The organism is Telluria sp. AZSoR62, from assembly GCF_058111565.1.
Window position 1 is genome coordinate 92509 of record NZ_JBYTST010000003.1, and the last position, 24847, is coordinate 117355.

Below are 24847 nucleotides of genomic sequence, written 5' to 3' on the forward strand. Positions count from 1 at the left end.
CGCCGGGACGACCTTGTTTTGGATTGCCGGCTGCGCAGCTACGTAAGTTTATTCACCGCTACCGTGAAGACCGTCGCACCGGCGCAGGCGCTACAGCAGCGAATCGCGCACCACCCCACGCGCCGCCATCGCCCGCTTGAGCTTGACCAGCGCCTCCTGCTGGATCTGGCGCACCCGCTCGCGCGTTACGCCCATTTCCTCGGCCAGCGTTTCCAACGTGGCAGGGTCGTCGTTGTCCAGCCCGAAACGGCGGGTGACGACCTGGCGCTGCTTGTCCGGCAGGCGCGCCAGCCAGTCGCGCACCAGCACGGTCATTTCGTGGTGTTCGGCCAGTACGTCGGGCATGGCTTCGCCCTCGTCGGGAAGCATGTCCATCAGGCTGGACTGGGGATCGTTGTCTAGCGGGGCGTCGAGCGAGGCGGCGTGTTCGGACAGGGCCAGGATGTCCTGCACCTCTTCCACCGGCCGGCCGACCAGGCTGGCGATGTCTTCGACGGCAGCGTCCTTGCCGTCGTGCTTTTGTGCTTCGAGATGGTATTTGGCGCGCAGGACCCCGTTGAGCTCGCGCACCATGTGTACCGGGAGGCGCACGGTGCGGGCCTGGTTCATGATGGCGCGCTCGATGCTCTGGCGGATCCACCAGGTGGCGTAGGTCGAAAAACGGAAACCGCGCTCGGGCTCGAACTTGTCGATCGCACGCATCAGGCCGATGTTGCCTTCTTCGATCAGGTCGAGCAGCACGACGCCGCGGTTGATGTAGTGCTTGGCGATCGAGACGACCAGGCGCAGGTTATGCTCGATCATCTTCTGGCGCGCCGCGAAGTCGCCGGCCTTGGCCAGGGTGGCCACGCGCGACTCCTCGCAGGCCGACAGCAGCGGGCGGGTGCCGATCTGGTTCAGGTAGTGCTGGGTGGTGTCGGTGGCCAGTTCGGCCTGCAGGACCTTGCGCAGCTCGTCGACGGTGTCGGCTTCGCCCGCGGGCGGGATGCCCGGACCCTCCGCCTCGTCGCCGTCCGCGCCATCGGCCGCAAGCGCCCCCTCGCCGTCCGGCGAGTCCGGAAACTCGTCCGTATCCTGCGGGTCCAGCGAGTGCGGCGGCTGCGTCATACCATCCTATCGGCCGGGCAGGAACCTCGACGGGTCGACCGGCTTGCCCTGTTGGCGGATCTCGAAATGCAACTTGACCGAGTCGGCGTCCGAATCGCCCATTTCCGCGATCAACTGGCCCTTGGCCACGTTGTCGCCTTCCTTGACGACGATCTTGCGGTTGTGTGCGTATGCCGACAGCAGGCTGTTGCTGTGCTTGACGATAACGAGATTACCATATCCGCGGATACCACTACCAGCGTACATCACCTTCCCGGCGCCGGCGGCGACCACTTGCTGGCCGGCCTTGCCTGCGATGTCGATGCCCTTGTTGCGGCCCTCGTCGAAGGTGGCGACGATGCGGCCGTCCGACGGCCACATCCAGCTCAGCTTCTCGTCGTCGTTGGCGGTGACGGTGCTGCCGGCGGCGATCGCCGGGGCTGCCGGCGCAGGCGGGGTCACGGCGGGAGCCGGGGCCGGCTCGGCGCGGGTGCCCGGTTCCTTCTGGGCGCTGGCGACATTGGCGTCGTTGTAGGGCTGCTTGTCGGCGCGCGGCGTGGTCTTGCGCGGCGGGGTGGCGGCCGGAGGGGTCGGTACCGGCTGGGTCTGGATGTTGGCGGTGCGTTCGCCGCGCTCGGGCGGGGCCACGCGCAGCACCTGGCCGACCTTGATGTCGTCCGGGTCGCGCAGGTTGTTCCAGGCGACCAGGTCGCGGTAGTTCTGGCCATTGTCCAGCGCGATGCGCAGCAGCGTGTCGCCGCGGCGCACGGTATGCATGCCTTTTTCGTCTTTCGGTTCTTCGGCACGCACGGGAGCCGGGCGCGACTGGGCCGGCGGCGTGGTGCGCTCGACCACCGGGGCCTGGCGGGTCATGGAAGTACAGCCGGCCAGCAGGCCGAAGGTCAGGGTGAGCAGGGCTAAGCGGGTTGCCTGGGTCTTTCGAGGTGCTTGGTTCATTGTCTTTCTGGCTTTTCGTTTTATGTTCTGTGGCGCCGCTTCAGGCGAACGGGCCGTATTCGCGGACCCGGCCGTGCATGGGCTGCGCCAGGCCAGCCGGCGCTGCGGTGGGCAGCGCCGGCCGGCCTGGCGGCGGCGTCAAACCGGACCGTACTAGACGGTACCCGGGCGCAGCGGCACGAAATGGCACGATTCCAGCGTTTCGCTGGCCCATTCGCTTTTGCCGATGCGGGTAATGCGTTGCAGGTGCTGGACCTGGGCGCCGACCGGCGCGACAAGGTGCGCGCCAATGGCCAGCTGTTCGAGCAGGGCTTGCGGTACTTCGAGGCCCGCAGCTGCGAGGATGATGCCGTCGAACGGCGCAACCTGCGGCAAGCCTAGCATACCATCGCCGTATTGCAAACGAAGGTTCGAAATCCGCAGGGGCCGCAGGTTGGTTTTGGCGAGCTCGTGCAGGGGCTTGATGCGCTCGATCGAATACACCTCGCGCGCGACAAACGACAGCACCGCAGCCTGGTAGCCGCAGCCGGTGCCGATCTCGAGCACCTTGCCCAACTGGCCACCCGCACGCATCACTTCGATCATGCGCGCCACGATATAGGGCTGCGAAATCGTCTGCTGGTGCCCGATCGGCAGCGAAGCGTCGACATAGGCCTGGGCCGACATGGCCGGCTCGATGAACAGGTGGCGCGGCACCGCTTCCATGGCGGCCAGCACGTGGCCATCCTTGACGCCCTGGCGCGCGACGCGCCCGACCATGGCGCGGCGCACCGCTTCCGAGGCCATCAGGTCGGAGCGCTGCACGCTCGGCGCGCTCGGCGTGTGCGAGGCGGCGTAACCGGGGGGACGCGGCGAAGGACTCGGCGCCTGCGGCTGCAGCGCGGCGCCGCCGGTGAAGGCGGTGCGGGCCGCATTGCGGGTCGCGGTCTGGGGCGTGGCGACCGGCGCCGGGGCGCGCGGCGTTCCGGGATTGCGGCGGTCGCCCCCGGTGACCGAGGACAAGGGCAGCGGGAAGGTGCTGCGCCGCTCTTTCGTGCGGTCTTCGCTCATACGATCCCCCGCAGCAGTTCGAGCTGGGTCTTGTGGGTCAGGTCCACCTGCAGCGGCGTGATCGAGACGCAGCCTTGCGCGGTGGCGTGGAAATCGGTGCCCTCGCCCGCATCGCGGCAGGCGCCCGGCGCGCCGATCCAGAAGATCTCGCGCCCGCGCGGGTCCTGCGAGCGGATCACCGGCTCGGCCTGGTGGCGGCGCCCGAGGCGCGCGGGCGTGAGCGGCCCGATCTGCTCGTATGGCAGGTTCGGGATGTTCACGTTGAACAGGAAGGGCAAGTCCAGCTTGTCGAAGCGGCGCTCGACGACCTCGCGCGCTACCCGCGCCGCCGCATCGATGTGGGCCCAGCCTGGATTCACCTGCGAAAAAGCGATCGCCGGAATGCCGTACAGATAGGCCTCGGTGGCGGCGGCGACGGTGCCGGAATACAGGGTGTCGTCGCCCATGTTCTGGCCATTATTGATACCGGAGACCACCAGGTCGGGCGGCGCTTCCATCATCGTCAGCGCGATGTGGACGCAGTCGGTGGGCGTGCCGTTGACGAAATGAAAACCATTGGCAGCGCGCTGGACCGACAGCGGACGGTCGAGCGACAACGAATTGGACGCGCCCGAGCGGTTGCTGTCGGGCGCGAACACGACGATTTCCGCAATGGCGGACAAAGCGTCGGCCAGCGCGCTGAGGCCGGGCGCCAGGTAGCCGTCATCGTTACTGATAAGGATTCGCATGCGGGGATTTTACCTGAAGCAACGGCCTTGTCGTTCGTCTCCAGGGCTATTTTTGTTGCCCAGCGGCGATTTTTAGCGCCGCGCCGGAGCCGCTCCCGGGCATCGTCTCGCAGCATGGGTGAACAGGCAAGACCCGCCGTCGTAGATGTGCCACACCCGGCGACGGCGCACGGCAAGGGTGGCCGCCAGCCCCGTGCGCATCGCCGCGGCCGCTCAGCGCCGGCCGAAGCCGCCCGCCCCGCCCGCTTCTTCCAGGCGCTGGCGCAGCTCGGCTACCCGGCCGCGCAGCCGGCTCGCCGCTTCTTCTTCTCCCTGCTGGCCCAGGGTGGAGGCCAGGCGCAGCTGGATGCTGAGGGTGTCGGGATGGCTGGCGCCGAGGTGGCGCTCGCGCGTCCAGGCCAAGGACTCCTGGATCCGGCGCACCGCCGCCAAATCGCCCTGGGCGGCAAGGATCTCGGCCAGCGCCTCGCGCGCCTGCAGCGTCGGCGTGGCGTCGGCGCCGTCATGGCGCTCGCGCGCGCGCAGCACGGCCTCCAGCAGCCGGCGCGCATTGCCGAGGTCGCCCATCTCGCCGAGCAGCTGGGCCAGGTGCTGGCTGCAGCGCAGGGTGTCGTCGTGCTCGCTGCCCTGCAGGCGGCGGCGGCCGTCCAGCACCCGTTCGCACAGGATGCGCGCGCGGTCGAACTCGTGCTGGCCGGTGAGGGTCGTGGCCAGGTCTTCCAGGCTGTCGAGGGTGGCGACATGCAGGTCGCCCCACAGGCGCTCGCAGGTGGCCACCACCTGCTCGTGCAGGGCCAGGGCGCGCTCGCCCTCCCCCAGTTCGCCCAGCACGCTAGCCAGGCGCGAACGCGCGCCCAGGGTATCGGGATGCTCGGCGCCGGCGCTGCGCGCGCAGCCCTGGGCCAGCAATTCGTAGTCGCGGCGTGCCTCGGCCAGGCGCCCGGCCGCGTGGTGCAGCCCCGCCAGCGCGCGCAGGCCCGCGCGCGACTGCGGGTGATCCTCGCCCAGCGCGGCGCGGCGCAGCGCCAGGCTTTCGGCAAGCAGCTCGCCGGCTTCGCTGCTGCGCCCTTCGTCGCGGCACAGCGCGCCCAGGCGCGCCAGCTGGTCGGCCAGCGGCACCGCCAGCGAAACGCCTGCCGCATCGAGACGGCTGCGCGCGACCGCCATGCGCAGCCGCACTTCGGCCAGCGACTGCCAGGGAAAGTGCCCCTGCGCGAACCAGGCCAGCAGGCAGGCGGCCGGGCGCGCCAGCGCGCGGTGCTCGGCGCCCATCGGGGCGATGGCCACCGCGTCGCTCAGGGGCAGCTGCACTTCATCGAACCAGCTGTCCAGGCGCAGGCGCGTCATGCCGTAGGCGCCGCGCAGGAGCGACTCGAGGCGCGGCTGGTAGCCGGCCAGGCCGGCGCCCGGGTCGCCGCGCCGCCAGCGCTGGCCGGGATCGCTGCGCGCGCCGTCGGCGCTGCAGGCCACCGGATAGACCAGCAGGGGACGCTGTTCGTCTTCGTGGGTGCAGCGGTAGTCGATGGCGCGCTTGACCACGCCCTCGAGGCCGTCGAGGCTGCCGGGTGCGGGCGTGAACAGGCCGACGATGCGGTCGGGCAGCAAGGTGGTGCAGACGCTGACGCAGGACGAGCGCCCGGCGCGGCTGGCAATGAGCACGTGGCCGAAATGGCGCCGCATGCGCGCGGCGAATCGGCGAAACAGCGCCGGACAGGCATCGAACAAGCCATCCCAGTCGAGGCGCCCGGCGCGGTCGGCGTAGCCCTCGTCGAAGCGCCCGGCGCGCATCAGGTAGAGCGGGCGGCGGCCGTCGGCGCGCTCGAGGTAGGCGCGCCAGTCCACCGCATCGAGCACCGCCTCGGCCAGCGCTTCGCCGCAATCGCCAATGGCCAGGCGCTGGCGCCGCAGCCCGTCGCGCAGGGCGCCGAAATAATCGACCAGGCCGGGCGCGGGTTGCGCGCCCTCCTCGATGCAGGCGCCGTCGCCGTCGTGTGCCAGCCAGGCGTGCAGCGAAGGCGCATCGAGGTCCCAGTCGATCACCAGCACCGGCGCATGGGCCGGGTCGCCCGCCAGCTGCAGCGCCGCGGCGGCCAACAGCGCATTGCGGGCCGGACCGCCTTCGTAGGCATAGAAGGTGGTGACCGCGCCGGGACGATCCAGCGCGGGAAGCGGTGTCCTGTTCTCGTTCTTGTCCATGCGGCTCCTCATTTTTTCGGGAAGGTCAGGTCGGGCAGCGCGCGCCACTCCGGTGGGACATCGGGAAGGACGAATTGGTTGCAGTCATGGTTGGGTGGCATATGCTTTTTTTGACATTGGTAATGCGTCGCGATGCGCTTGACCATCTTGTCAATGTCCGGCAAGAAGTCCGGGTTGGATTTGATGTCGGCCGTCGCCATCGTGAAGTGAGAAAAGTCCACGTAGAAGCTGCTCTCGGTAATCTGCGGTGGCAAGGACTCCGGATGGCGCGTCATGATCACGGGGATGATCAGGTGGCTGGGCAAGGTGTACCAGTTCGCGCGCTCGGCCTCGAGCTGGCGCATGGCGGCGTATTCGCGCCGCGTATAGGCATGGGCCTCGTACTTGGGCGTGTAGATCAGGATCATGCAGACGCTCTCGCACATTGCGCGCGCGATCTTGCGGTCGAGGTCATCGCCGCCCCCGAGCTGCTCGGTGTCGATAAACAGTTCGTCTTCGTTGTCGAAGTAAGGTTCGAGATAGCAGCGCAGCGCGTCGGCCAGGGCGGTCTTGAACCGTTTCATCAGCTCATGCCTGCCGTGTGCGTAGCTGAAGAAACACCCGTAACGGATAGCCATTTCCTGCTCCCCATTCCAATTTGCCAGAGGCGTACCGCTCGACTCTAGCGCTGCCGACCCCGGCTGCTTTGCGTGCGCACAAGCGTGCCGGCGGCCTCGGCGGTATTGAGGGCAGCAGGTCTTCAGGCATAATTCCGCCGATTAATGGATACCGATTTAAGGGAGAAGCAATGAAAGCCGTGCGATGCAAGGATTGGGGCCCGATCGACAGCCTGGTGGTCGAGGACCTGCCGGACCTCGTGCCCGGCGCGGGCGAGGTCGTGGTCGACGTGAAGGCGGCCGGCGTGAACTTCCCGGACGTGCTGACCGTGCAGGGCAAGTACCAGGTGCGCCCGGCGCTGCCCTTCACGCCGGGCAATGAATTCGCCGGCAACGTGCGCGCCGTCGGCCCGGGCGTGACCGCCTTTGCGCCCGGCCAGCCGGTGATCGGCTTTACCCGCACCGGGGCGTTTGCCGAGCAGGCCATCGCGCCGGTGGAAGCGCTCATGCCGATGCCCCCGGGGATGGACTTCGACACCGCGGCTGCCATTACGCTGACCTACGGCACCTCGCACCATGCGGTAGTGGACCGTGGCGCCCTGCAGGCCGGCGAAACCATGCTGGTGCTGGGCGCGGCCGGCGGCGTCGGGCTGGCGGCGATCGAGATCGGCAAGGCGCTGGGCGCGCGCGTGATCGCGGCGGCGTCCAGCGACGAGAAACTGGCGATCTGCCGCGCGCATGGGGCGGACGTCGTGATCAACTACGAGCAGGAAGACCTGCGCGAGGCGCTCAAGGCGGCGACCGGCGGGCGCGGGCCGGATGTGATCTACGATCCGGTCGGTGGACCCTACAGCGAGCCGGCGCTGCGCTCGATTGCCTGGCGCGGGCGGCACCTGGTGGTGGGCTTTGCGGCGGGCGACATCCCGAAGCTGCCGTGGAACCTGATGCTGCTCAAGGGCGCGTCGGTGGTGGGCGTGTTCTGGGGGGATTTCGTGCGGCGCGAGCCGCAGGCGAACCTGGCGGCGATGCGCCAGATGCTGGGGTGGATGGCAGAGGGGAAGTTGAAGCCGCTGGTATCGGGCAAGTACGCGTTGGCCGATACGGCGCAGGCCTTGAACGATATGGCGGCGCGCAAAGTCGTGGGGAAGATCGTCATTACCCCCTGAAGGCAGCACAGCCGCGCTCCGTGGGGTGGGCAGATTCTGCCCACGCGTTCACATCACGTATGCGTGGGTCGCCCCGTGACTTTGATGGGTACGTTGAACGCGTGGGCAAGGAACTTGCCCACGCTACGGGTCAGGTGTCCGCGCGCTGTTCGACTGGCTTGAAGAACTCGATCACTTCCGACTGCACCCGCGTACGCTTGAACGGCGGCAAACTCTGCCAGATCCGCCGCCCATACGGCTTGGTGATCAGGCGCGGGTCGCAGATCATCAGGACCCCGCGGTCGTCCACGTCGCGGATCAGGCGCCCCGCTCCCTGCTTGAGCGTGATGATCGCCTCCGGCAGCTGGTGGTGCATGAAGCCGTTCATCCCCTGCTTTTCCATCACCTCGATGCGCGCGGCCAGCACCGGGTCGTCCGGCGGGGCGAAGGGCAGCTTGTCGATGATCACCAGGGAAAGGGCTTCGCCGCGCACGTCCACGCCTTCCCAGAAGCTCTGGCTGCCCACCAGCACGGCGTTGCCGGCGGTGCGGAAGGAATCGAGCAGTTCGGTGCGGCCACGCTCGCCCTGCACGAACAGCGGGAAGTCCAGCCCGCGCTCGGCAAATTCCGTGCGCAGGCGCTCGGCCACCTTGTTCACCGCGCGAATGGTCGTGCACAGGAAGAAAGTGCGCCCGCCGGCGGCCTCGATGACCGGCAGCGCGATATCGACCACGGCGTCGGTGTAGTGCATCGAGTTCGGCTCCGGCAGCCCGGTCGGCACGTACAGGATGCCCTGCTCGCCGTAGTTGAAGGGGCTCGGCCAGGTCATGGCCGGCTCGCCCGTCAGGCCCATCTGCTCGGAGAAGTGCTTGAAGTCGTTCTTCACCGCCAGCGTGGCCGAGGTAAAGATCCAGCTGCGCGGCGTGCCTTCGCGCTGGCTCGAGAAGATCGGCGCGATCGACAGCGGCGTCTTGTGCAGCTGCAGCGAGGACGAGAAGGCCTCGACCCACAGCACCGCCTCGTCGCCTTCGACGACCTTGCCCTTCTTGGGGTCGGCTTTCCAGGCTTCGTAGGACGCGGCCAGTTCCAGCGCGCGCACGCGGCAGGCTTCGATGGTCTCGGCGCGCGCGGCGTGTTCTTCCAGCACGGTGATCATGCCGGACAGTTCTTCCTTCAGTTTCGCCAGCGCCGGGAAAAAAGCGGACGACGGCAGGACCTGCGGCAGCGACAGGCGCGTCGAGCCTTCCGGGAAGGTCAGGCGCAAGTCGCGCGCGGCCTTTTCGACGACCGTGACGACCTTGCCCCAGTCCGGCCCGCGCGCATGCGCCAGGCCTTCGGCCAGCACGTCGCGGCACAGTTCCAGCACTTGCGAGGTCGAGACCGAGGTGCCGAAGAACAGCGTGGCGGTGTCGGGCAGCTGGTGCGCCTCGTCGAAGATGATGGTGTTGGCAGACGGCAGCAGCTCGGCCACGCCGGTGTCCTTCAGGGCCACGTCGGCAAAGAACAGGTGGTGGTTGACCACCACCACGTCGGCCTGCTGGGCTTCGCGGCGCGCCTTCATCACGAAGCAGTCCTGGTAGTACTGGCACTCGGCGCCCATGCAGGTGTCGCGGGTCGACGTCACCAGGTTCCAGACGGTCGCGGTTTCCGGCACCTTGGCCAGTTCGGCCTTGTCGCCCGAATTGGTCATCTTGATGAAGCGCGAGATCTCGCGCAGGTGGCCGACGTCGTCGCGCGAGGTCAGGCGGCCGTTGGAAAGCGTGCGTTCCAGGTGGAAGTGGCAGACATAGTTCGAACGGCCCTTGAGCAGGGCCACCGAGACCGGGGCACGCAAGGCGGCGCGGATGGTCGGGATGTCGCGCAAAAACAACTGGTCCTGCAGGTTCTTGGTACCGGTCGAGATGATGGTCTTGCCGCCCCACAGCAGCGCGGGGACCAGGTAGGCGAAGGTTTTGCCGGTGCCAGTGCCGGCCTCGGCCATCAGGACTTTCTGGTCGGCCATGGCCTGCGCGACGGCCTTGGCCATTTCGGTCTGGGCCTGGCGCGGCTTGAAGGTGCCGACGGCGGGCGCGAGCGGGCCGCCCGCGCCGAATAAACGGTCGAGCTCGTCGTCGTACTTGCCGGGCGGACGGGCGCTGGCGGGGAGGACGTCGCCGCCTGGGGACGGGGTCGCCGTGCCTGCCGGCCCGGTGGCCGGAACAGATGCGGGAAGGTGATCGGTCAAAATGCGTGTTTCTCGGTGGCCGTTGTTATGGCGATTGGGTTCAGGCAGGAATGTCGGGAACCAGCTGCATCTTCAGCAGCGTAATATGATCCTTGAGCTGCAGCTTACGCTTTTTCAAACGGCGCAGCTGGAGCTGGTCGCCATGGCCGTCCGCGGTCAGCATCGAGATGACGGCATCGAGGTCGCGGTGTTCCACGTCGAGTTCGATGATGCGGCGCTGGAGGTCCTGGACGTCAGTCATGATTGCTGTTCCAAACAGTTCTGTTCAAAAGCGTTTGCGGGAAAAAGGACGGTGCGCCTGGGCGCGTAGCCGGGCACGGGAGCAGGCCGGTGTGTGTTCGGCTTGCAACACCACGGCTTCTCGGTGCATAGTTTAATCTACGCTGAGGTTGCCGCCAACAAAGATCGGCGCAGGCGCTACGGAATCAACACGTTTATGACACCATACAAGATCGAAGCGGGAACCGGGCAACACATCGGCAACCGTCCGCAGCAGAACGACCGCATCGCCCTGCTCACCGGCGCCCGTGCGCCCGGCTACATGCTGGCGGTGCTGTCGGACGGCGTCGCCAGCGCCGCGGCCTCGGAGCAGGTGCTGCACACGGCGCGCCAGGTCTTCGACGAATTCAAGCCCGGCGACCACGCTTCCATCGAACGCATCGGCCAGCTGCTGCGCGACATCGTCAGCGAAACCCACCTCGTCATCAAGATGAACGCCCTGACCTCCCAGGTCGAGGCGCACGCCAGCTTCGTCGGCCTCGTCCTGACGCCGCACGGCGAGGCGGTGTGGGGGCATGTGGGCGACTCGCGCCTGTACCACTTCCGGGACGGCAAACCGGTATCGCGCACCAGCGATGCGGACTACGTCCAGCATTTGATGGCCAGCGACCGCCTGCCGGAAGACGCGGCGAAGAACCACCGCAAGTCCAAGCTCCTGCTCAACATGCTCGGCAACAGCCGCAAGGAGCCGTACGTGGCCATCGGCAGCCAGGCCGGGCTGGCCCCGGGCGACAGCTTCCTGCTGTGCTCCGACGGCCTGTGGCATTTCTTTACCGATGCGGAACTGGCGGCCGCCATCGGCCGCGCCTCGCCCCGCCAGGCGGCGGAAATGTTGATCGACAAGGCAGCGGAACGCTCCCAGGGCAAGGGCGGGAACTGCACGATGGGGATCGTCAAGCTGGCCAAGGCGGCGCAGGACGGGACGGCCGCACGCATCGAGCGGCTCGTGTAAGCGCAGCCGGCCCGGGTTGCCGCGCGCCGGCCGGCAGGCTGGTGAAGCTTACTTCCCGGCTGGCGCGGCGGGCGCCGCCTCGTTGGCCCGCTTGGCCGCAGCCTTGGCCTCGCGCTCGGCCTTGCGCGCCGCGACATCGCGCTGGCGCTGTTCGGATTTGCGCTTGCGCTCTTCAAAAGCCGCGGCATTGGCCGCCGCTTTCGCCGCCTCTTCCGGCGCTCGCGCCGCGGCTTCCTGGGCCTTGGCATTGCGGCGCGCAATGCGCGAGGCGGCCGGCGACGGCTTCGGCGGCGGCAATGCCGTGGTATCGCGCGGCGGCGTCGGCGGCTGCGCGGCCAGCGCGGCCTCTTCGGCCTTGAACTCGGCGTCGGCGGCGGCGATCTCGCGGTCGCGCTCTTCCACTTTCAGGCGGCGCTTGAAGCGCTCGGCCTCGATCTCGATATTGCGCTGGGCAACCAGGGCCACGCGGCGGCGCTCCTTGGCTTCGTCGAGACAGTTATTCACGAAGAATTTGTCGTAGCAGACCGCTTCGCGCTCGGCAAAGCGCGCTTCGATCGAGGCGCGTTCGCGCGCGACTGCGGCAAGGCGCGCATCGGCCTGGGCGATCGACGTGCTTGGCTCGACCGCGGCCACCGAGGGGCCCGGCTCGGTCGTCGCACAGCCGGCCAGCGCGGCTGCCGCGAGCAGGGCGAGGGCTGCGTGCATGAGGGGATGACTCGTCATGGATATCCTTTTCATTCGATCAGGCGATGGCGTCCGCCGCGCCGCGCCGCTCGGCGAGCATGTAGTCGCGCGACTGCATTTCAACGATACGCGAGACGGTGCGGTGGAATTCGTTCGCCAGCATACCCTGGGTATAGAGTTCCTCCGGCGCGACCGCGGCCGACATGATCAGCTTGACCTTGTGGTCGTAGAACACGTCGATCAGCCAGGTGAAGCGGCGCGCTTCCGAGGACTGCCCGGCCGACATCGACGGGATGCTCGACAAGACCACCGTGTGGAAGCGCGTCGCCAGCTCGAGGTAGTCGTTCTGCGAGCGCGGGCCGCCGCACAGGGTCGCGAAATCGAACCAGATCACGCCGCCGGCGCGGCGCAGCGCGCGGATCTCGCGGTTCTCGATGTGCACGATCGGGCTCTCGTCGGCGGTGTCGGCCACCTTGGCGTAGGCCTCGCGCAGCGCGTGATCGGACGCGGCGTTGAGCGGCGTGTAGTAGGCCTGGACCTGCTCGAGCGCGCGCTTGCGGTAGTCGTTGCCGGCATCGACGTTCAGCACGTCGAGCTTGTCCTCGATCAGGGCGATGGTCGGCAGCATGCGGTCGCGGTGCAGGCCGTCCGGGTAGAGCGTGGACGGCTCGTAGTTAGAGGTCATCACGAAGCTCACGCCGTTGGCGAACAGGGCGGACAGCAGGTTGTACAGGATCATCGCGTCGGCGATGTCGGAGACGTGGAATTCGTCGAAGCAGATCAGGCGGTATTTCCTGGCGATGCGCTTGGCGACTTCGTCGAGCGGATCGGCCACTCCCTTGAGCTCATCGAGCTGGCCGTGCACGGCGCGCATGAATTCGTGGAAGTGCAGGCGCGTCTTGCGCACCACCGGCACCACCGAATAAAAAGAGTCCATCAGGAAGGACTTGCCGCGCCCTACCCCGCCCCACATGTAGACGCCCTTCGGCACGTCCGGGCGGTTGATGAGGCGTTTGAAAGCGGACGACCGCTGGGCCTTGTAGTCGACCCAGTCGTCGTACGCCTGCTGCAGGCGGTCCACCGCGGCCTGCTGGGCCGGGTCGGACGTGAAGCCGCGCTCGGTCAGCGCGTGCTGGTAATACTCTTGGACGTTCATCGGGTGCAATCGTTGAAACGCAGGGTGGGCAGCTCTGCCCACGCGTCCAGCGCACGCATGCAAGCCATGGAGCGGGCCGGATACGTGATGTGAACGCGTGGGCAAGGAACTTGCCCACCCTACGTGACATGCCATCGCGAACGGTGGCAAATGTCGGTATTACTTAGAAGTTCAGCGAACGCTTGTCCACCGCCAGCGCCGCTTCCTTCACGGCTTCCGACAGCGACGGGTGCGCGTGGCAGATGCGGGCGATGTCTTCCGACGAGGCCTTGAACTCCATCGCGACCACGGCTTCCGAGATCAGCTCGGAGGCGACCGGGCCGACGATGTGCACGCCCAGGATTTCGTCGGTCGTGGCATCGGCCAGGAATTTCACCATGCCCGAGGTGTCGCCCAGCGCGCGCGCACGGCCGTTGGCCATGAACGGGAAGGTGCCGGCCTTGTAGGCCACGCCTTCGGCCTTGAGCTGCTGCTCGGTCTTGCCGACCCACGCGATTTCCGGCGAGGTGTAGATCACCCATGGAATCGTGTTGAAGTTGACGTGGCCGTGCTGGCCGGCGATGCGCTCGGCAACCGCAACGCCTTCTTCCTCGGCCTTGTGCGCCAGCATCGGGCCGCGCACGACGTCGCCCACCGCCCACACGCCCGGCAGGCTGGTGCGGCATTCGTCGTCGACCACCACGAAACCACGATCGTCCAGCTGCAGGCCGACCGCTTCGCCGTTCAGGCCGATGGTGTTCGGCACGCGGCCGATCGAGATGATCAGGCGATCGAAAGTAGCCTTCTGCGCCGCGCCGGTGCTGTCCGCGTATTCGACGGTGACGTCGTTGGCGCCCTTGGTGATGGCGCCGATCTTGCAGCCCAGGTTGATCTTCAGGCCCTGCTTGAGGAACAGCTTGTGCGCTTCCTTGGCGATCTGCTCGTCGACCGCGCCCAGGAAGGTCGGCAGGCCTTCCAGCACCGTGACGTCGGCGCCGACGCGGCGCCACACCGAACCCATTTCCAGGCCGATGACGCCGGCGCCGATCACGCCCAGCTTCGACGGCACCGCTTCGATGGCGAGCGCACCGGCGTTCGACAGGATCAGCTTCTCGTCGAACTCGGCGCCCGGCAGCTGGCGTGCGTTCGAACCGGTCGCGATGACCACGTTCTTGGCCGTCAAGGTATCGGTCGTCGGGCCGGTCACGTTGATGGTGTAGCCGCCGTCCGCCTTGCCCGCGAACGCGCCGCGGCCATGGAAGAAGCTGACCTTGTTCTTCTTGAACAGGAACAGGATGCCGTCGTTGTTCTGCTTGACGATGGTGTCCTTGCGCTTGAGCATGGTGCCCAGGTCGAGCTCCAGGCCCGACACCTTGATGCCATGGTCGGCAAAGGCGTGGCCGGCGTGCTCGAAGTGCTCCGACGACTGCAGCAGCGCTTTCGACGGGATGCAGCCGACGTTGGTGCAGGTGCCGCCAGGCGCCGGCTTGCCGGCCGCGTTGCTCCACTCGTCGACGCAGGCGACCTTGAAGCCCAGCTGCGCTGCACGGATGGCGGCGATATAGCCGCCAGGACCGCCGCCGATCACGACGACGTCAAATTGTTTGTCACTCATGTTGTTAATTCCTTGGTTGGTCGCGCCGCGGCATGGCCGGGGCAGCGCACCGTTTTATTCTTCGGGAACGAAAATCCACAACAGCAGGTAAATCGCGAGCCCGAACCCGAAGGTGAGGGTGAACAGCGCAAATACCAGGCGCCAGACCCAGGAATCGACTCCCGAGACCTGCCCCAGCCCGCCGCACACGCCCCCGAGCCAGCGGTCGCTGCGCGAACGGCGCAGGGTGCCCAGCTCCCCGGTGAGGGTGCCGTCGCCCTTGTTCAGGTTCACGCCCGAGCCTGCCGAGGCGGATGCCGACAGCACCCGCGCCTTGGCCTGTTCGAATTCGGCGTCGCTCAGCGCGCCGGCCTGGTGCAGCTCGTGCAGCCGCTTGATTTCGTCCGACAGGTTCATGCCTTACTCCTTCCAAACGTGCTGCACGGCGCCAGCCTGCGCGCCCCGCGGATTGTGGATTACAGGTCGAGCAGCAGGCGGGCCGGATCTTCCAGCGCGTCCTTCATGGCGACCAGGCCCAGCACGGCTTCGCGGCCGTCGATGATGCGGTGGTCGTACGACATCGCCAGGTAGTTCATCGGGCGGATGACGATCTGGCCGTTCTCGACCACTGCGCGGTCCTTGGTCGCGTGCACGCCCAGGATGGCCGACTGCGGCGGGTTGATGATCGGGGTCGACAGCATCGAACCGAAGGTGCCGCCGTTCGAGATCGAGAAGGTACCGCCGGTCAGGTCTTCCAGGGTCAGCTTGCCTTCCTTGGCTTTCTGGCCGAATTCGCCGATCTTCTTTTCGATCTCGGCGATCGACATCTGGTCGGCGTTGCGCAGGATCGGCACCACCAGGCCGCGCGGCGAACCGACAGCGATACCGATGTCGAAATAGCCGTGGTAGACGATGTCGTTACCGTCGACCGACGCGTTGATGATCGGGTACTTCTTCAGTGCGGCGACGGCGGCCTTGACGAAGAAGGACATGAAGCCCAGCTTGACGCCGTGTTCTTTCTCGAACTTGTCCTTGTACTTGGCGCGCAGGTCCATCACTGGCGCCATGTTCACTTCGTTGAAGGTGGTCAGGATGGCGTTGGTCGACTGCGACTGCAGCAGGCGCTCGGCGATACGGGCGCGCAGGCGGCTCATCGGCACGCGCTCTTCCGGACGGTCGCCCAGGTTGGCGCTTGGCGCGGCGACCTGCTGCAGCGCCGGTTTCGCGGCCGCTGGTGCAGGTGCGGCGGCGGCGGCTGGCTTGCCCGCGACTGCGGCCAGGGCGTCGCCCTTGGTCACGCGGCCGTCGCGGCCCGAGCCGTCCATGCCGGCGGCAGTCATGTTGTTGTCGGCCAGGATCTTGGCGGCGGCAGGCATCGCCACGCCGGACATCGAGCCGCCGGTGGCGGCAGGCGCGGCTGGAGCAGCTTCGATCGGTGCGTTCGGCGCAGCCGACGGGATGGCCTTCACTTCCAGCGGGCTGGTCTGGGCCGACGCTTCGGTGTCGATGATGGCGATGACTTCGCCGGCGACGACGGTGGCGCCGTCGGCCTTGAGCAGTTGCACGATCACGCCCGCGCCTGGCGCCGGCAGTTCAAGGACCACCTTGTCGGTTTCGATGTCGATCATGTTTTCGTCGCGCGCGACCGGCTCGCCGACTTTCTTGTGCCAAGACAGCAGGGTTGCTTCTGCAACCGATTCCGACAGGACGGGGACCTTGACTTCGATTTGTGCCATTTGTATTACTCCGTTTAATTATTCTGTACAAAAGCCCCGCGGGTGAGCGGGGCCGTGGTGTGTTCTTACTTGGTCAGGATGAAACCTTTGAGCTTCGAGAACGCGGTTTCCAGCAATTCCTTCTGCTGCGCCACGTGCTTGTCGGCATAGCCGACCGCCGGAGACGCCGATGCCGGGCGGCCGGCATACGCCAGGCGCTGGCCATCTTCCAGGCTTTCGAAGATGTTGTGCTGGATCTGGAACCACGGACCCTGGTTCTGCGGCTCGTCCTGCACCCACACCACTTCGGTCGCATTGCTGAATTTCTTCAGCTCGGCGGCGAACGACTTGTGCGGGAACGGATACATCTGCTCCATGCGCACGATGGCGGTATCGAGCGTGCCGCGGGTCTTGCGGGTGTTGACCAGGTCGTAGTAGACCTTGCCCGAGCAGACCAGCACGCGCTTGACCTTGCTCGCGTCGATCTTCTCGTCCACTTCGCCGATCACGGTCTGGAAACCGCCCTTGGCCAGGTCGGTCAGCGGCGAGCCGGCGTCCTTGTTACGCAGCAGCGACTTCGGCGTGAAGATGACCAAAGGCTTGCGGAACTGGCGCACCATCTGGCGGCGCAGCAGGTGGAAGATCTGGGCGGCGGTGGTCGGCTGCACCACTTGCATGTTGTTGTCGGCGCACAGCTGCAGGAAGCGCTCGATACGGGCCGACGAGTGCTCCGGACCCTGGCCTTCGTAGCCGTGCGGGAGCATCATGACCAGGCCCGAGGCGCGGCCCCACTTCACTTCGCCCGAGGCGATGAACTGGTCGATCACGACCTGGGCGCCGTTGACGAAGTCGCCGAACTGGGCTTCCCAGATGGTGAGCGTATTCGGCTCGGCGGTCGAGAAGCCGTATTCGAAGGCCAGCACTGCTTCTTCCGACAGCACCGAGTCGATCACGGTGAAGTTGGCCTGGTTGTCCGAGACGTTGGCCAGCGGCAGGTAGATGCCCTGATCCCAGCGCTCGCGGTTCTGGTCGTGCAGCACGGCGTGGCGGTGCACGAACGTACCGCGGCCGGCGTCCTGGCCCGACAGGCGGATCGCATAGCCCGAGGACAGGAGCGATGCGAACGCCAGGTGCTCGCCCATGCCCCAGTCGAGGTTCATCTCGCCCTTGCCCATGTTGGCGCGGTCGTTCAGCACCTTGTCGACCAGCGAGTGCGGCTTGAAGTCTTCCGGCACCTTGGTGATGCGCTCGGCCAGGCGCTTGAGTTCCGTCATCGGCACGGCGGTGTCGGCCGCGTCGGTCCACTTCTTGTTCAGGAACGGCGCCCAGTCGACGGCGTACTTGTTCTTGAAGTTGGTCAGCACCGGATCGACCGTGTGCTTGCCCGCGTCCATCGCGTTGCGGTAGGCCGCGACCAGCTGGTCGCCACCGTCGGCGGCAATGGTGCCTTGCGCCGACAGCTTCTCCGCGTACAGCTTGCGGGTGCCCGGGTGCTTGGCGATCTTCTTGTACATCAGCGGCTGGGTCAGCGCCGGCGTGTCCTGCTCGTTGTGGCCCAGCTTGCGGTAGCAGACGATGTCGACCACGACGTCCTTGCCGAATTCGGTGCGGTAGTCCATCGCGATCTGCGAGGCCATCACGACCGCTTCCGGGTCGTCGGCGTTCACGTGCAGCACCGGCGCTTCGATCATCTTGACGACGTCCGAGCAGTAGAGCGTGGAGCGCGCGTCGCGCGGGTCCGAGGTGGTGAAGCCGATCTGGTTGTTGATGACGATGTGAACGGTGCCGCCGGTGCCGTAGCCGCGGGTCTGGGCCAGGTTCAGGGTTTCCATGACCACGCCCTGGCCGGCGAAGGCCGCGTCGCCGTGCACCAGGATCGGCAGCACTTCCTTGCCCTTGCGGTCGCCGCGGCGTTCCATGCGCGCCTTGACCGAACCCTCGACCACCGGGTTGACGATTTCCAGGTGCGACGGGTTGAAGGCCAGCGACAGGTGGACCGGGCCGCCCGGGGTCGAGATATCGCTCGAGAAGCCCTGGTGGTACTTGACGTCGCCCGACGGCAGGTCGTCGGCGTGCTTGCCTTCGAATTCCTCGAACAGGTCGGCCGGGGACTTGCCCAGGGTGTTGACCAGCACGTTCAGGCGGCCGCGGTGGGCCATGCCGATGACGATCTCCTGCACGCCCTTTTCACCGGCGCGCTGGATCACTTCGTCGATCGAGGCGATGAAGGATTCGCCGCCCTCCAGCGAGAAGCGCTTGGCGCCCACGTACTTGGTGTGGAGGTAGCGTTCCAGGCCTTCGGCCGCGGTCAGGCGCTCGAGGATGTGCTTCTTTTTCTCGGCGTTGAAGCTCGGGGTCGAGCGGCTCGACTCCAGGCGTTCCTGCAGCCAGCGCTTCTCGGTCGGGTCGCTGATGTACATGAACTCGGCGCCGATCGAACGGGTGTACGTGTCGCGCAGCCAGTTCAGGATGTCGCGCAGGGGCGCGGTTTCCTTGCCGAAGTAGGTATTGCTGATGTTGAAGACGGTGTCGAGGTCCGCTTCGGTGAAGCCGTAGAAGGCGGGATCGAGCTCCGGCAGGGGCGGACGTTCCTGGCGCTGCAGCGGGTCCAGGTTGGCCCAGCGCGAGCCGAGGTAGCGGTAGGCGGCGATCAGCTGGGTGACGGCGACGCGCTTGCGGCCGAGTTCAGCGTCGGTCGAGGCGACCACGGTGCGGATCGGGCCCTGCTTGGCGCGCTCGGCGAACGAGGCGACCACGGACGAGTGGACCACGTCGGAACGGTTCGAGCCATCGACGGCCGGCACGTTCTGCATCTGGTCGAAATAGGCGCGCCAGTTCTCCGGCACCGAGCCTGGATTGTTCAGGTACGCTTCGTATAACTCTTCCACATACGGCGCATTACCGCCGAACAGGTACGAGTTCGCATTCTGTTGCTGCATCATTCTTGCTCACCTTTCTTCGCGCTTCGCGAGTTTGGGGCGGGTTCAGGTAACCTTCCGCGACACGGCCTGACCGGTTAGCGGATCGCACTACTACTCAAGTTGTGGGGAAGGACGTATTTCTATAAGCGACGGGCCATCGGACCACTACAGCCAATTAGCACACGTTATTGTAACGCAAGCTCACCTGCAAGGCAGATCAGCCGCTGCGAATAATTTGTTTCCATGTGTAAAGAATACATCGGGTGTTGACCGCGTAAATGATAATCGTTATCATTTAAAGATGAGCTCAACCGGAACTTCATCGCCCGCATCTGCCGCGCCCGCCTCTGCCCTGCCGGGCGCGCGCCGCGCCGTCTTCCTCAAGCAGTTGCATCAATGGCATTGGATCAGCTCGGCCATCTGCCTGATGGCCATGCTGCTGTTCAGCTTTACCGGATTTACCCTGAACCACGCGGCCCAGATCGAGTCCAAGCCGGTCGTGACGCGTATGAAGGCCGAGCTGCCCGAGCTGCTCCGCGCGCAGCTCGAAGCCTACGCCGCCGTCCATGTGGACGCCGAGGTGCCGCTGCCGAGCGAGCTGGCCGACTGGGCCAATGGCGCGTTTCCGGTGGACGTGCGCGGCAAGCGCGCCGAATGGAGCGAGGAAGACGCCTATATCGCCCTGCCCCGCCCGGGAGGCGACGCCTGGGTGCGCATCGCCGTGGACGGCGCGGCCGAATACGAGGCCACTTCGCGCGGGGCGATCTCATGGCTCAACGACATGCACAAGGGCCGCAATACCGGCACCGTATGGAGCTGGTTCATCGACATCTTCGCGATCGCCTGCGTGGTGTTCTGCATTACCGGCTTCCTGATCATGAAATACCATGCCGCCAACCGGCCCTCGACCTGGCCGGTGATCGGCTTCGGGATCGTGTTGCCGGCCCTGCTGGCCCTGCTGTTCGTGCATTGATTTATGTGCTTGGCTTCTAGTTACCCCACTATATATAAGGCGAACTAATGAATTTGTCCCACTCGCTCGCATTGACCTTGCCGCTCGCATCCGGCTGGGCCGTCGCTGCCGACCTGTCCGTGAAGTTCGAACTGCCCCAGCTGAACGTGGCCGAGTACCACAAGCCCTACGTGGCGATCTGGGTCGAGAAGGCCGACGGCGGCGTCGCCTCGAACCTGGCGGTGCTCTACGACGTCAAGAAGAAGGACAATGCCGGCGAGAAGTGGGTCAAGGACCTGCGCACCTGGTGGCGCAAAGCCGGGCGCGATGTGACGCTGCCGGCCGACGGCATCAGCGGCGCTACCCGCGCCGCGGGCAGCCACACCATGAACTTCGCCGGGGCAACGAGCAAGCTGCCGGCCGGCGAATACAAGCTGGTGGTGGAAGCGGCGCGCGAAGCGGGCGGACGTGAAGTCGTGCGCGTGCCCTTCACGCTCCCGGCCAAGGGCAAGCTGGCGGCGAACGCCGCGGGCAAGGAAGAACTCGGCGCGGTTGCGATCGCCATCCAATAACAGATCAACCGGAGACCACGATGCACCACCTCGTCAAGAAGACCGTCCTCGCCCTGGCACTGGCCAGCGTCTCGTTTGCCGCCAGCGCCCACCGCGGCTGGATCCTGCCGTCGACCACCTTCGTGGAAAAGGAAGAAGCCTGGGTCACGCTCGACGGCGCCATCTCGGAAGGCCTGTTCGAGTTCGACCACGTCCCGCTGCGCATGGAAAACGTCACCGTCACCGACCCGGACGGCGCCACCAGCCCGCTCACCGGCGCCGTGCTGGGCAAGGTCCGCTCCACCGCTGACCTGCGCCTGCCGAAGGACGGCACCTACCGCATCGCCATGGTCAACCAGAACGTCATGGGCAGCTACAAGCTGAACGGCGAAGTCAAGCGCTTCCGCGGTACCGAAGCAAGCGTAGCCAAGGAGATTCCGGCCGGCGCCACGGACGTCCAGAAATCCGTCACCCACGCCCGCCTGGAAACCTTCGTCTCGGCCAACAAGCTGTCCAATGGCGCCCTCAAGCCAAGCGGCGACGGCCTGGAACTGGTCCCGGTCACCAACCCGAACGACCTGCGTGCCGGCGAGACGGCCAAATTCCGCTTCCAGCTGGACGGCAAGCCGCTGCCGAATTTCCCGTTCTCGCTGGTGCCGGCCGGAGTCAAGTTCCGCGGCACCATCGGCGAGATCCGCGTGGTCACCGACGCCAAGGGCGAAGCCAGCTTCAAGCTGCCGGAACCGAACCGCTACTGGCTCAGCGCCAAGTTCCCGGTCGAGCAGGCCAAGGGACCGGGCGAGCCGGGTTCGCGCCGCTACGCCTATTCGGCCACGCTCGAAGTGCTGCCGGAGTAAACAGCGCATGCGCGACGTCCTGGTTCCGCTCGATATCGAACTCGTGCTGCCGCCCCTGGGCAGCCAGCTGCACAAGGCGGCCGGGCGGACGATGGGCACGAACTGGTCGGCCCAGATGATCGTCCCAAGCGGTGTGCGGGCCGACCTGGACGCCGCGCTGCGCCGGGAGCTGGAAGAGATCGTCGCCCAGATGAGTCATTGGGATGACGGTTCGCTGCTCTCGCAATACAACCGTGCCCCAAGGGGCAGCTGGCATGCGCTGCCGCCGCAGTTCTTCGAGGTGATCGATTTCGCGCTGCAGGTGCACGAGGATAGCGGCGGCGCCTACGACCCGGCGGCCGGCGCCTTAGTGGGGCTGTGGGGCTTCGGCGCCAAGGGCCGCTACGACCAGGCCGGCTTTCATGCGCCTTCGCCCGACGCCGTTGCAGCGGTACTGGCAGCGCGCGCGGAAAACACGCCGCAGCTCGACCGCGCAGGCCGGCGCCTGCTGCAGCCGGGCGGCGCCATCCTCGACCTGTCGTCCAGCGCCAAGGGCTATGCGGTGGACCGGCTCGGGCTGTGCCTGGAGCGCCACGGCGTCCAGCACTACCTGGTCGAAGTCGGCGGCGAACTGCGCGGGGCCGGCGTCAAGCCGGGGGGCGACCCATGGTGGGTTGAGATCGAAGGCGTGCCCGATGCTGGCGACGACATGCAGCCGATCGTCGCGCTGCACGGCCTGGCGATCGCCACTTCGGGCGACTACCGCAGCTATTACCAAGTCGGCCCGCGGCGCGCCTCGCACACGCTTGACCCGCGCACCGGCCGGCCGATCGACAACGCGGTCGCGTCCTGCACGGTGGTGGCCAACACCTGCATGGCGGCCGACGTGCTCTCCACCGCCCTGGGCGTGATGGGCGAGGGAGCCGGCATCGCCTTTGCCGACGCCCGCGGCATCGCGGCGCGTTACCTCACCCGACGCGCCGGCGGCCTGGCCGAAGCGACCTCCGCCGCCTGGCGCGAACTGCGGCAATGATGACGATCGATCCGGTACGCTGGGGCAGCGCGCTCGCCCTGTTCGCCGCTTACCTCGGCATGTGCCTGGCGATCTGGCGCGCCCGCGACGCCAGCATCAGCCGCCGCCGCATCCTTGGCGCCGGCAGCGCCGACTGGCTGGTGGTGTACGCCAGCCAGACCGGCAGCGCGGAATACCTGGCCGAGCGCACCGCCGCCACCCTGGCCACCGGGGGGCTGTTGGCGCGCGCCGTGTGCATGTCCGAGCTCGATGCCGCGGCATTGACCGGCGCTTCCCGCATCCTGTTCATCGCCAGTACCTATGGCGAGGGCGACGCCCCCGACAGCGGCGCGCGCTTTTCCAGCATCACCATGGCCGGCGCCCCGCAGCTGGCGCACCTGCATTACGCGGTGCTGGCCCTGGGCGACAGCACCTACGCCAACTTCTGCGGCTTCGGCCGCGCGCTGGACGGCTGGCTCGCCGCGCATGGCGCCACGCCCCTGTTCGGGCGCATCGACGTCGACCGCGGCGATGCCGCGGCGCTTGCGGAGTGGCAGCACCAGGTCGGGCGCCTGGCCGGCACCAGCGACGCGCCCGATTGGGAAGCACCGGCCTACGGCGACTGGCGCATCGCCAGCCGCACCCTGCTCAATCCGGGCAGCGCCGGCGCCCCGCTCTACCGGATCGCGCTGGTTGCCGTCGACGGCGCCCTGCCCGCGTGGGAAGCCGGCGACCTGGCGCAAGTGAGCGTGCCGCGCGACCCGGACCATCCGCGCGAATATTCGATTGCCTCGCTGCCCTCGGAAGGGCACCTGGCGCTGCTGGTACGCCTGCAGCGGCGCGACGACGGCAGCCTGGGGGCCGCGTCCGGATGGCTGTGCGAAGGCGCCACGACGGGCGACGTGATCCGCCTGCGCATCCGCGCCCACCAGCGCTTCCGCCTGAACGGCAATGCGGCAAGGCCACTCATCGCGATCGGCAACGGCAGCGGCCTGGCCGGCCTGCGCGCCTTGATCAAGGCGCGCATCGACGGCGGCCAGGGCGACAACTGGCTGCTATTCGGCGAACGCAATGCCGCGCACGACTTCCTGTGCCGCGAAGAGCTGCAGGCCTGGCTCGCATCGCGCGGCCTGGCGCGCCTGGATCTGGCGTTCTCGCGCGACCAGGCGACGGCGAGGTATGTGCAGCACCTGGTGCGTGAGCAGGCGGATGAGGTGCGCGCCTGGATAGGCCGCGGCGCCGCGATCTATGTGTGCGGCAGCCTGCAGGGCATGGCCGGTGGCGTGCACGATGCGCTGGTCGACGTGCTGGGGGCGGAGGCGCTCGATGCGCTTAGCGGCAAAGGCCGTTATCGGCGCGACGTGTATTAGCCGCAGGCCCGTAGGGTGGGCAGGTTTCCTGCCCAAGCGTTCCACCATCCGATGATCTGTCGATATGACGGTTCTGCGTCGACCGGGCGTCAACGCAACCCTGCTTGAACGCGTGGGCAGAATCCGCCCACCCTACGAGTCCCCAGCTATTCGCCATGTGCGGCTACTGGCCCGCCTATAAAAAAAGCCAGCGGCCGCACCTGCGTGCACACCACTGGCCCCTCACCAACCGCCCCGGCTAAGGTCCCACTACGCGTCCTGCGTACGTGAAACGCTCGGCCTGCAGCCGGTGTCAATCGACGCGATCAGCGCTTGTCGTTCTTGTGGCTCTGCGAGCCGGCGCGGGCGTGCTGCTCGGGCGTGCCGCCCTGTACGCCGCGGCTGGCCTGGTTGCCGCCGCCCTGGTTCTCGTTGCGGCCGCCCTGCTGGCCACCGCCGCTGCCGCTCTGGTTATTACCGCCGCGGCCGCTCTGCTGGCTGCCGCCGCTGCCGCTCTGGTTGTTGCCGTCGTTCTTGTGGCTCATCGAGCCGGCACGGCGTGCTTCTTCCGAAGTGAATTCGTGGGCATTGCCGGATGCGTGGGCAGCACGGCCGCCTTCGCTGGCGATCTCGCGCTGGCGCTGTGGATCCATCGATGCGAAGCCGCGGTTGCTGGTGTAGCTCTGGTTGTTGCCGCCCTGGTTGCCGCCCTTGTTACCCTGGTTGCCGCCTTTGTTGCCGCCTTGATTGTTCGCTGCCATATGTGCCTCCTAAGCATGATGTTCGGTGGTTCAGTAGCCCGCCAAGAAGTGGCTGAGTCAGGAACATCGTAGTCGCCTCAACCGCATGCGACCACCCAAGGACGGCAGTAAGCTTGTAGGAGAA

The 24847-nt window shown here is 67.0% G+C and carries 22 protein-coding genes; 7 read left to right on the forward strand and 15 right to left on the reverse strand.

Annotated features, from left to right (window positions below; translation table 11 throughout):
• Positions 1-90 precede the first annotated feature (90 nt).
• From rpoS to AC3XQU_RS06320, 6 genes are all read right to left on the reverse strand, one after another.
• A complete protein-coding gene (rpoS, locus tag AC3XQU_RS06295; protein ID WP_489873288.1) occupies positions 91-1107 on the reverse strand; it encodes an RNA polymerase sigma factor RpoS in 1017 nt (338 codons plus the stop codon).
• Between the two features lie 6 nt (positions 1108-1113).
• Positions 1114-2043 carry a peptidoglycan DD-metalloendopeptidase family protein gene (locus AC3XQU_RS06300; RefSeq protein WP_489873289.1) on the reverse strand — a complete coding sequence of 310 codons (930 nt, stop codon included), beginning with the start codon at positions 2041-2043 and terminating at the stop codon, positions 1114-1116.
• Positions 2044-2196: 153 nt separating this feature from the next.
• The gene (locus AC3XQU_RS06305; RefSeq protein WP_489873290.1) at positions 2197-3093 is read right to left on the reverse strand and encodes a protein-L-isoaspartate(D-aspartate) O-methyltransferase; all 897 of its coding nucleotides are present in this window, start codon (positions 3091-3093) and stop codon (positions 2197-2199) included.
• The gene (gene surE, locus AC3XQU_RS06310) at positions 3090-3821 is read right to left on the reverse strand and encodes a 5'/3'-nucleotidase SurE (RefSeq protein WP_489873291.1); all 732 of its coding nucleotides are present in this window, start codon (positions 3819-3821) and stop codon (positions 3090-3092) included. Before surE ends, AC3XQU_RS06305 begins: the two co-directional genes overlap by 4 nt.
• A 213-nt stretch (positions 3822-4034) precedes the next feature.
• Positions 4035-6017, reverse strand: a complete 1983-nt coding sequence (locus tag AC3XQU_RS06315; protein ID WP_489873292.1) for a tetratricopeptide repeat protein — start codon at positions 6015-6017, stop codon at positions 4035-4037.
• 8 nt (positions 6018-6025) lie between these two features.
• Positions 6026-6634, reverse strand: a complete 609-nt coding sequence (locus AC3XQU_RS06320) for a toll/interleukin-1 receptor domain-containing protein (RefSeq protein WP_489873293.1) — start codon at positions 6632-6634, stop codon at positions 6026-6028.
• Between the two features lie 170 nt (positions 6635-6804).
• Between AC3XQU_RS06320 and AC3XQU_RS06325 the strand changes: the two genes are divergently transcribed.
• On the forward strand, positions 6805-7779 hold the full coding sequence (locus AC3XQU_RS06325; protein ID WP_489873294.1) for an NADPH:quinone oxidoreductase family protein: 975 nt from the start codon (positions 6805-6807) through the stop codon (positions 7777-7779).
• A 130-nt stretch (positions 7780-7909) separates the two neighbouring features.
• On the opposite strand, the gene yoaA is transcribed toward AC3XQU_RS06325, so the two are convergent.
• On the reverse strand, positions 7910-9982 hold the full coding sequence (yoaA, locus tag AC3XQU_RS06330) for a DNA repair helicase YoaA (RefSeq protein WP_489873295.1): 2073 nt from the start codon (positions 9980-9982) through the stop codon (positions 7910-7912).
• A 40-nt stretch (positions 9983-10022) separates the two neighbouring features.
• Entirely contained in the window at positions 10023-10223 is a 201-nt protein-coding gene (locus AC3XQU_RS06335; protein WP_171081506.1) for a YdcH family protein, read from the reverse strand.
• A gap of 195 nt (positions 10224-10418) precedes the next feature.
• Here AC3XQU_RS06335 and AC3XQU_RS06340 point away from each other — a divergent pair, with 195 nt between their 5' ends.
• Entirely contained in the window at positions 10419-11213 is a 795-nt protein-coding gene (locus AC3XQU_RS06340) for a PP2C family protein-serine/threonine phosphatase (RefSeq protein ID WP_489873296.1), read from the forward strand.
• Between the two features lie 48 nt (positions 11214-11261).
• Here AC3XQU_RS06340 and AC3XQU_RS06345 read toward each other — a convergent pair whose 3' ends face one another.
• From AC3XQU_RS06345 to AC3XQU_RS06370, 6 genes are all read right to left on the reverse strand, one after another.
• Positions 11262-11936, reverse strand: coding sequence for a hypothetical protein (locus AC3XQU_RS06345; protein WP_489873297.1), 675 nt, complete (start codon positions 11934-11936; stop codon positions 11262-11264).
• A 19-nt stretch (positions 11937-11955) separates the two neighbouring features.
• Positions 11956-13053 (reverse strand): cell division protein ZapE, encoded by a 1098-nt coding sequence (gene zapE / locus AC3XQU_RS06350; protein WP_489873298.1) that lies wholly within the window; start codon positions 13051-13053, stop codon positions 11956-11958.
• A gap of 163 nt (positions 13054-13216) precedes the next feature.
• A complete protein-coding gene (gene lpdA / locus AC3XQU_RS06355) occupies positions 13217-14647 on the reverse strand; it encodes a dihydrolipoyl dehydrogenase (RefSeq protein ID WP_489873299.1) in 1431 nt (476 codons plus the stop codon).
• 54 nt (positions 14648-14701) lie between these two features.
• Positions 14702-15043, reverse strand: a complete 342-nt coding sequence (locus tag AC3XQU_RS06360) for a PspC domain-containing protein (RefSeq protein WP_489873300.1) — start codon at positions 15041-15043, stop codon at positions 14702-14704.
• Between the two features lie 59 nt (positions 15044-15102).
• Positions 15103-16362, reverse strand: a complete 1260-nt coding sequence (gene odhB, locus AC3XQU_RS06365; protein WP_489873301.1) for a 2-oxoglutarate dehydrogenase complex dihydrolipoyllysine-residue succinyltransferase — start codon at positions 16360-16362, stop codon at positions 15103-15105.
• A gap of 65 nt (positions 16363-16427) precedes the next feature.
• Complete coding sequence (locus tag AC3XQU_RS06370) at positions 16428-19283, reverse strand: 2-oxoglutarate dehydrogenase E1 component (RefSeq protein WP_489873302.1); 2856 nt, start codon at positions 19281-19283, stop codon at positions 16428-16430.
• 280 nt (positions 19284-19563) lie between these two features.
• Here AC3XQU_RS06370 and AC3XQU_RS06375 point away from each other — a divergent pair, with 280 nt between their 5' ends.
• The 5 genes from AC3XQU_RS06375 to AC3XQU_RS06395 are packed head-to-tail and all read left to right on the forward strand — an operon-like array spanning position 19564 to position 23983.
• On the forward strand, positions 19564-20235 hold the full coding sequence (locus AC3XQU_RS06375) for a PepSY-associated TM helix domain-containing protein (RefSeq protein ID WP_489873303.1): 672 nt from the start codon (positions 19564-19566) through the stop codon (positions 20233-20235).
• 47 nt (positions 20236-20282) lie between these two features.
• Entirely contained in the window at positions 20283-20786 is a 504-nt protein-coding gene (locus AC3XQU_RS06380) for a DUF2271 domain-containing protein (protein WP_489873304.1), read from the forward strand.
• Positions 20787-20806: 20 nt separating this feature from the next.
• On the forward strand, positions 20807-21622 hold the full coding sequence (locus AC3XQU_RS06385) for a DUF4198 domain-containing protein (RefSeq protein WP_489873305.1): 816 nt from the start codon (positions 20807-20809) through the stop codon (positions 21620-21622).
• A gap of 7 nt (positions 21623-21629) precedes the next feature.
• Complete coding sequence (locus AC3XQU_RS06390) at positions 21630-22634, forward strand: FAD:protein FMN transferase (RefSeq protein ID WP_489873306.1); 1005 nt, start codon at positions 21630-21632, stop codon at positions 22632-22634.
• Positions 22634-23983, forward strand: a complete 1350-nt coding sequence (locus AC3XQU_RS06395) for a sulfite reductase subunit alpha (protein WP_489873591.1) — start codon at positions 22634-22636, stop codon at positions 23981-23983. Before AC3XQU_RS06390 ends, AC3XQU_RS06395 begins: the two co-directional genes overlap by 1 nt.
• 305 nt (positions 23984-24288) lie before the next feature.
• Here the strand turns inward: AC3XQU_RS06395 and AC3XQU_RS06400 are convergent, their stop codons facing one another.
• On the reverse strand, positions 24289-24723 hold the full coding sequence (locus tag AC3XQU_RS06400; protein WP_489873307.1) for a KGG domain-containing protein: 435 nt from the start codon (positions 24721-24723) through the stop codon (positions 24289-24291).
• Between the last annotated feature and the right edge of the window lie 124 nt (positions 24724-24847).

Coding starts and splice junctions, on each gene's coding strand:
- AC3XQU_RS06335 (WP_171081506.1), bottom strand. CDS start 10,223: ATGACTGACGTCCAGGACCTCCAGCGCCGCATCATCGAACTCGACGTG.
- AC3XQU_RS06305 (WP_489873290.1), bottom strand. CDS start 3,093: ATGAGCGAAGACCGCACGAAAGAGCGGCGCAGCACCTTCCCGCTGCCC.
- AC3XQU_RS06390 (WP_489873306.1), top strand. CDS start 21,630: ATGCGCGACGTCCTGGTTCCGCTCGATATCGAACTCGTGCTGCCGCCC.
- surE (WP_489873291.1), bottom strand. CDS start 3,821: ATGCGAATCCTTATCAGTAACGATGACGGCTACCTGGCGCCCGGCCTC.
- AC3XQU_RS06340 (WP_489873296.1), top strand. CDS start 10,419: ATGACACCATACAAGATCGAAGCGGGAACCGGGCAACACATCGGCAAC.
- AC3XQU_RS06360 (WP_489873300.1), bottom strand. CDS start 15,043: ATGAACCTGTCGGACGAAATCAAGCGGCTGCACGAGCTGCACCAGGCC.
- AC3XQU_RS06370 (WP_489873302.1), bottom strand. CDS start 19,283: ATGATGCAGCAACAGAATGCGAACTCGTACCTGTTCGGCGGTAATGCG.
- AC3XQU_RS06315 (WP_489873292.1), bottom strand. CDS start 6,017: ATGGACAAGAACGAGAACAGGACACCGCTTCCCGCGCTGGATCGTCCC.
- lpdA (WP_489873299.1), bottom strand. CDS start 14,647: ATGAGTGACAAACAATTTGACGTCGTCGTGATCGGCGGCGGTCCTGGC.
- AC3XQU_RS06300 (WP_489873289.1), bottom strand. CDS start 2,043: ATGAACCAAGCACCTCGAAAGACCCAGGCAACCCGCTTAGCCCTGCTC.
- AC3XQU_RS06400 (WP_489873307.1), bottom strand. CDS start 24,723: ATGGCAGCGAACAATCAAGGCGGCAACAAAGGCGGCAACCAGGGTAAC.
- rpoS (WP_489873288.1), bottom strand. CDS start 1,107: ATGACGCAGCCGCCGCACTCGCTGGACCCGCAGGATACGGACGAGTTT.
- AC3XQU_RS06395 (WP_489873591.1), top strand. CDS start 22,634: ATGACGATCGATCCGGTACGCTGGGGCAGCGCGCTCGCCCTGTTCGCC.
- AC3XQU_RS06375 (WP_489873303.1), top strand. CDS start 19,564: ATGAGCTCAACCGGAACTTCATCGCCCGCATCTGCCGCGCCCGCCTCT.
- odhB (WP_489873301.1), bottom strand. CDS start 16,362: ATGGCACAAATCGAAGTCAAGGTCCCCGTCCTGTCGGAATCGGTTGCA.
- AC3XQU_RS06325 (WP_489873294.1), top strand. CDS start 6,805: ATGAAAGCCGTGCGATGCAAGGATTGGGGCCCGATCGACAGCCTGGTG.
- AC3XQU_RS06385 (WP_489873305.1), top strand. CDS start 20,807: ATGCACCACCTCGTCAAGAAGACCGTCCTCGCCCTGGCACTGGCCAGC.
- AC3XQU_RS06345 (WP_489873297.1), bottom strand. CDS start 11,936: ATGACGAGTCATCCCCTCATGCACGCAGCCCTCGCCCTGCTCGCGGCA.
- zapE (WP_489873298.1), bottom strand. CDS start 13,053: ATGAACGTCCAAGAGTATTACCAGCACGCGCTGACCGAGCGCGGCTTC.
- AC3XQU_RS06320 (WP_489873293.1), bottom strand. CDS start 6,634: ATGGCTATCCGTTACGGGTGTTTCTTCAGCTACGCACACGGCAGGCAT.
- AC3XQU_RS06380 (WP_489873304.1), top strand. CDS start 20,283: ATGAATTTGTCCCACTCGCTCGCATTGACCTTGCCGCTCGCATCCGGC.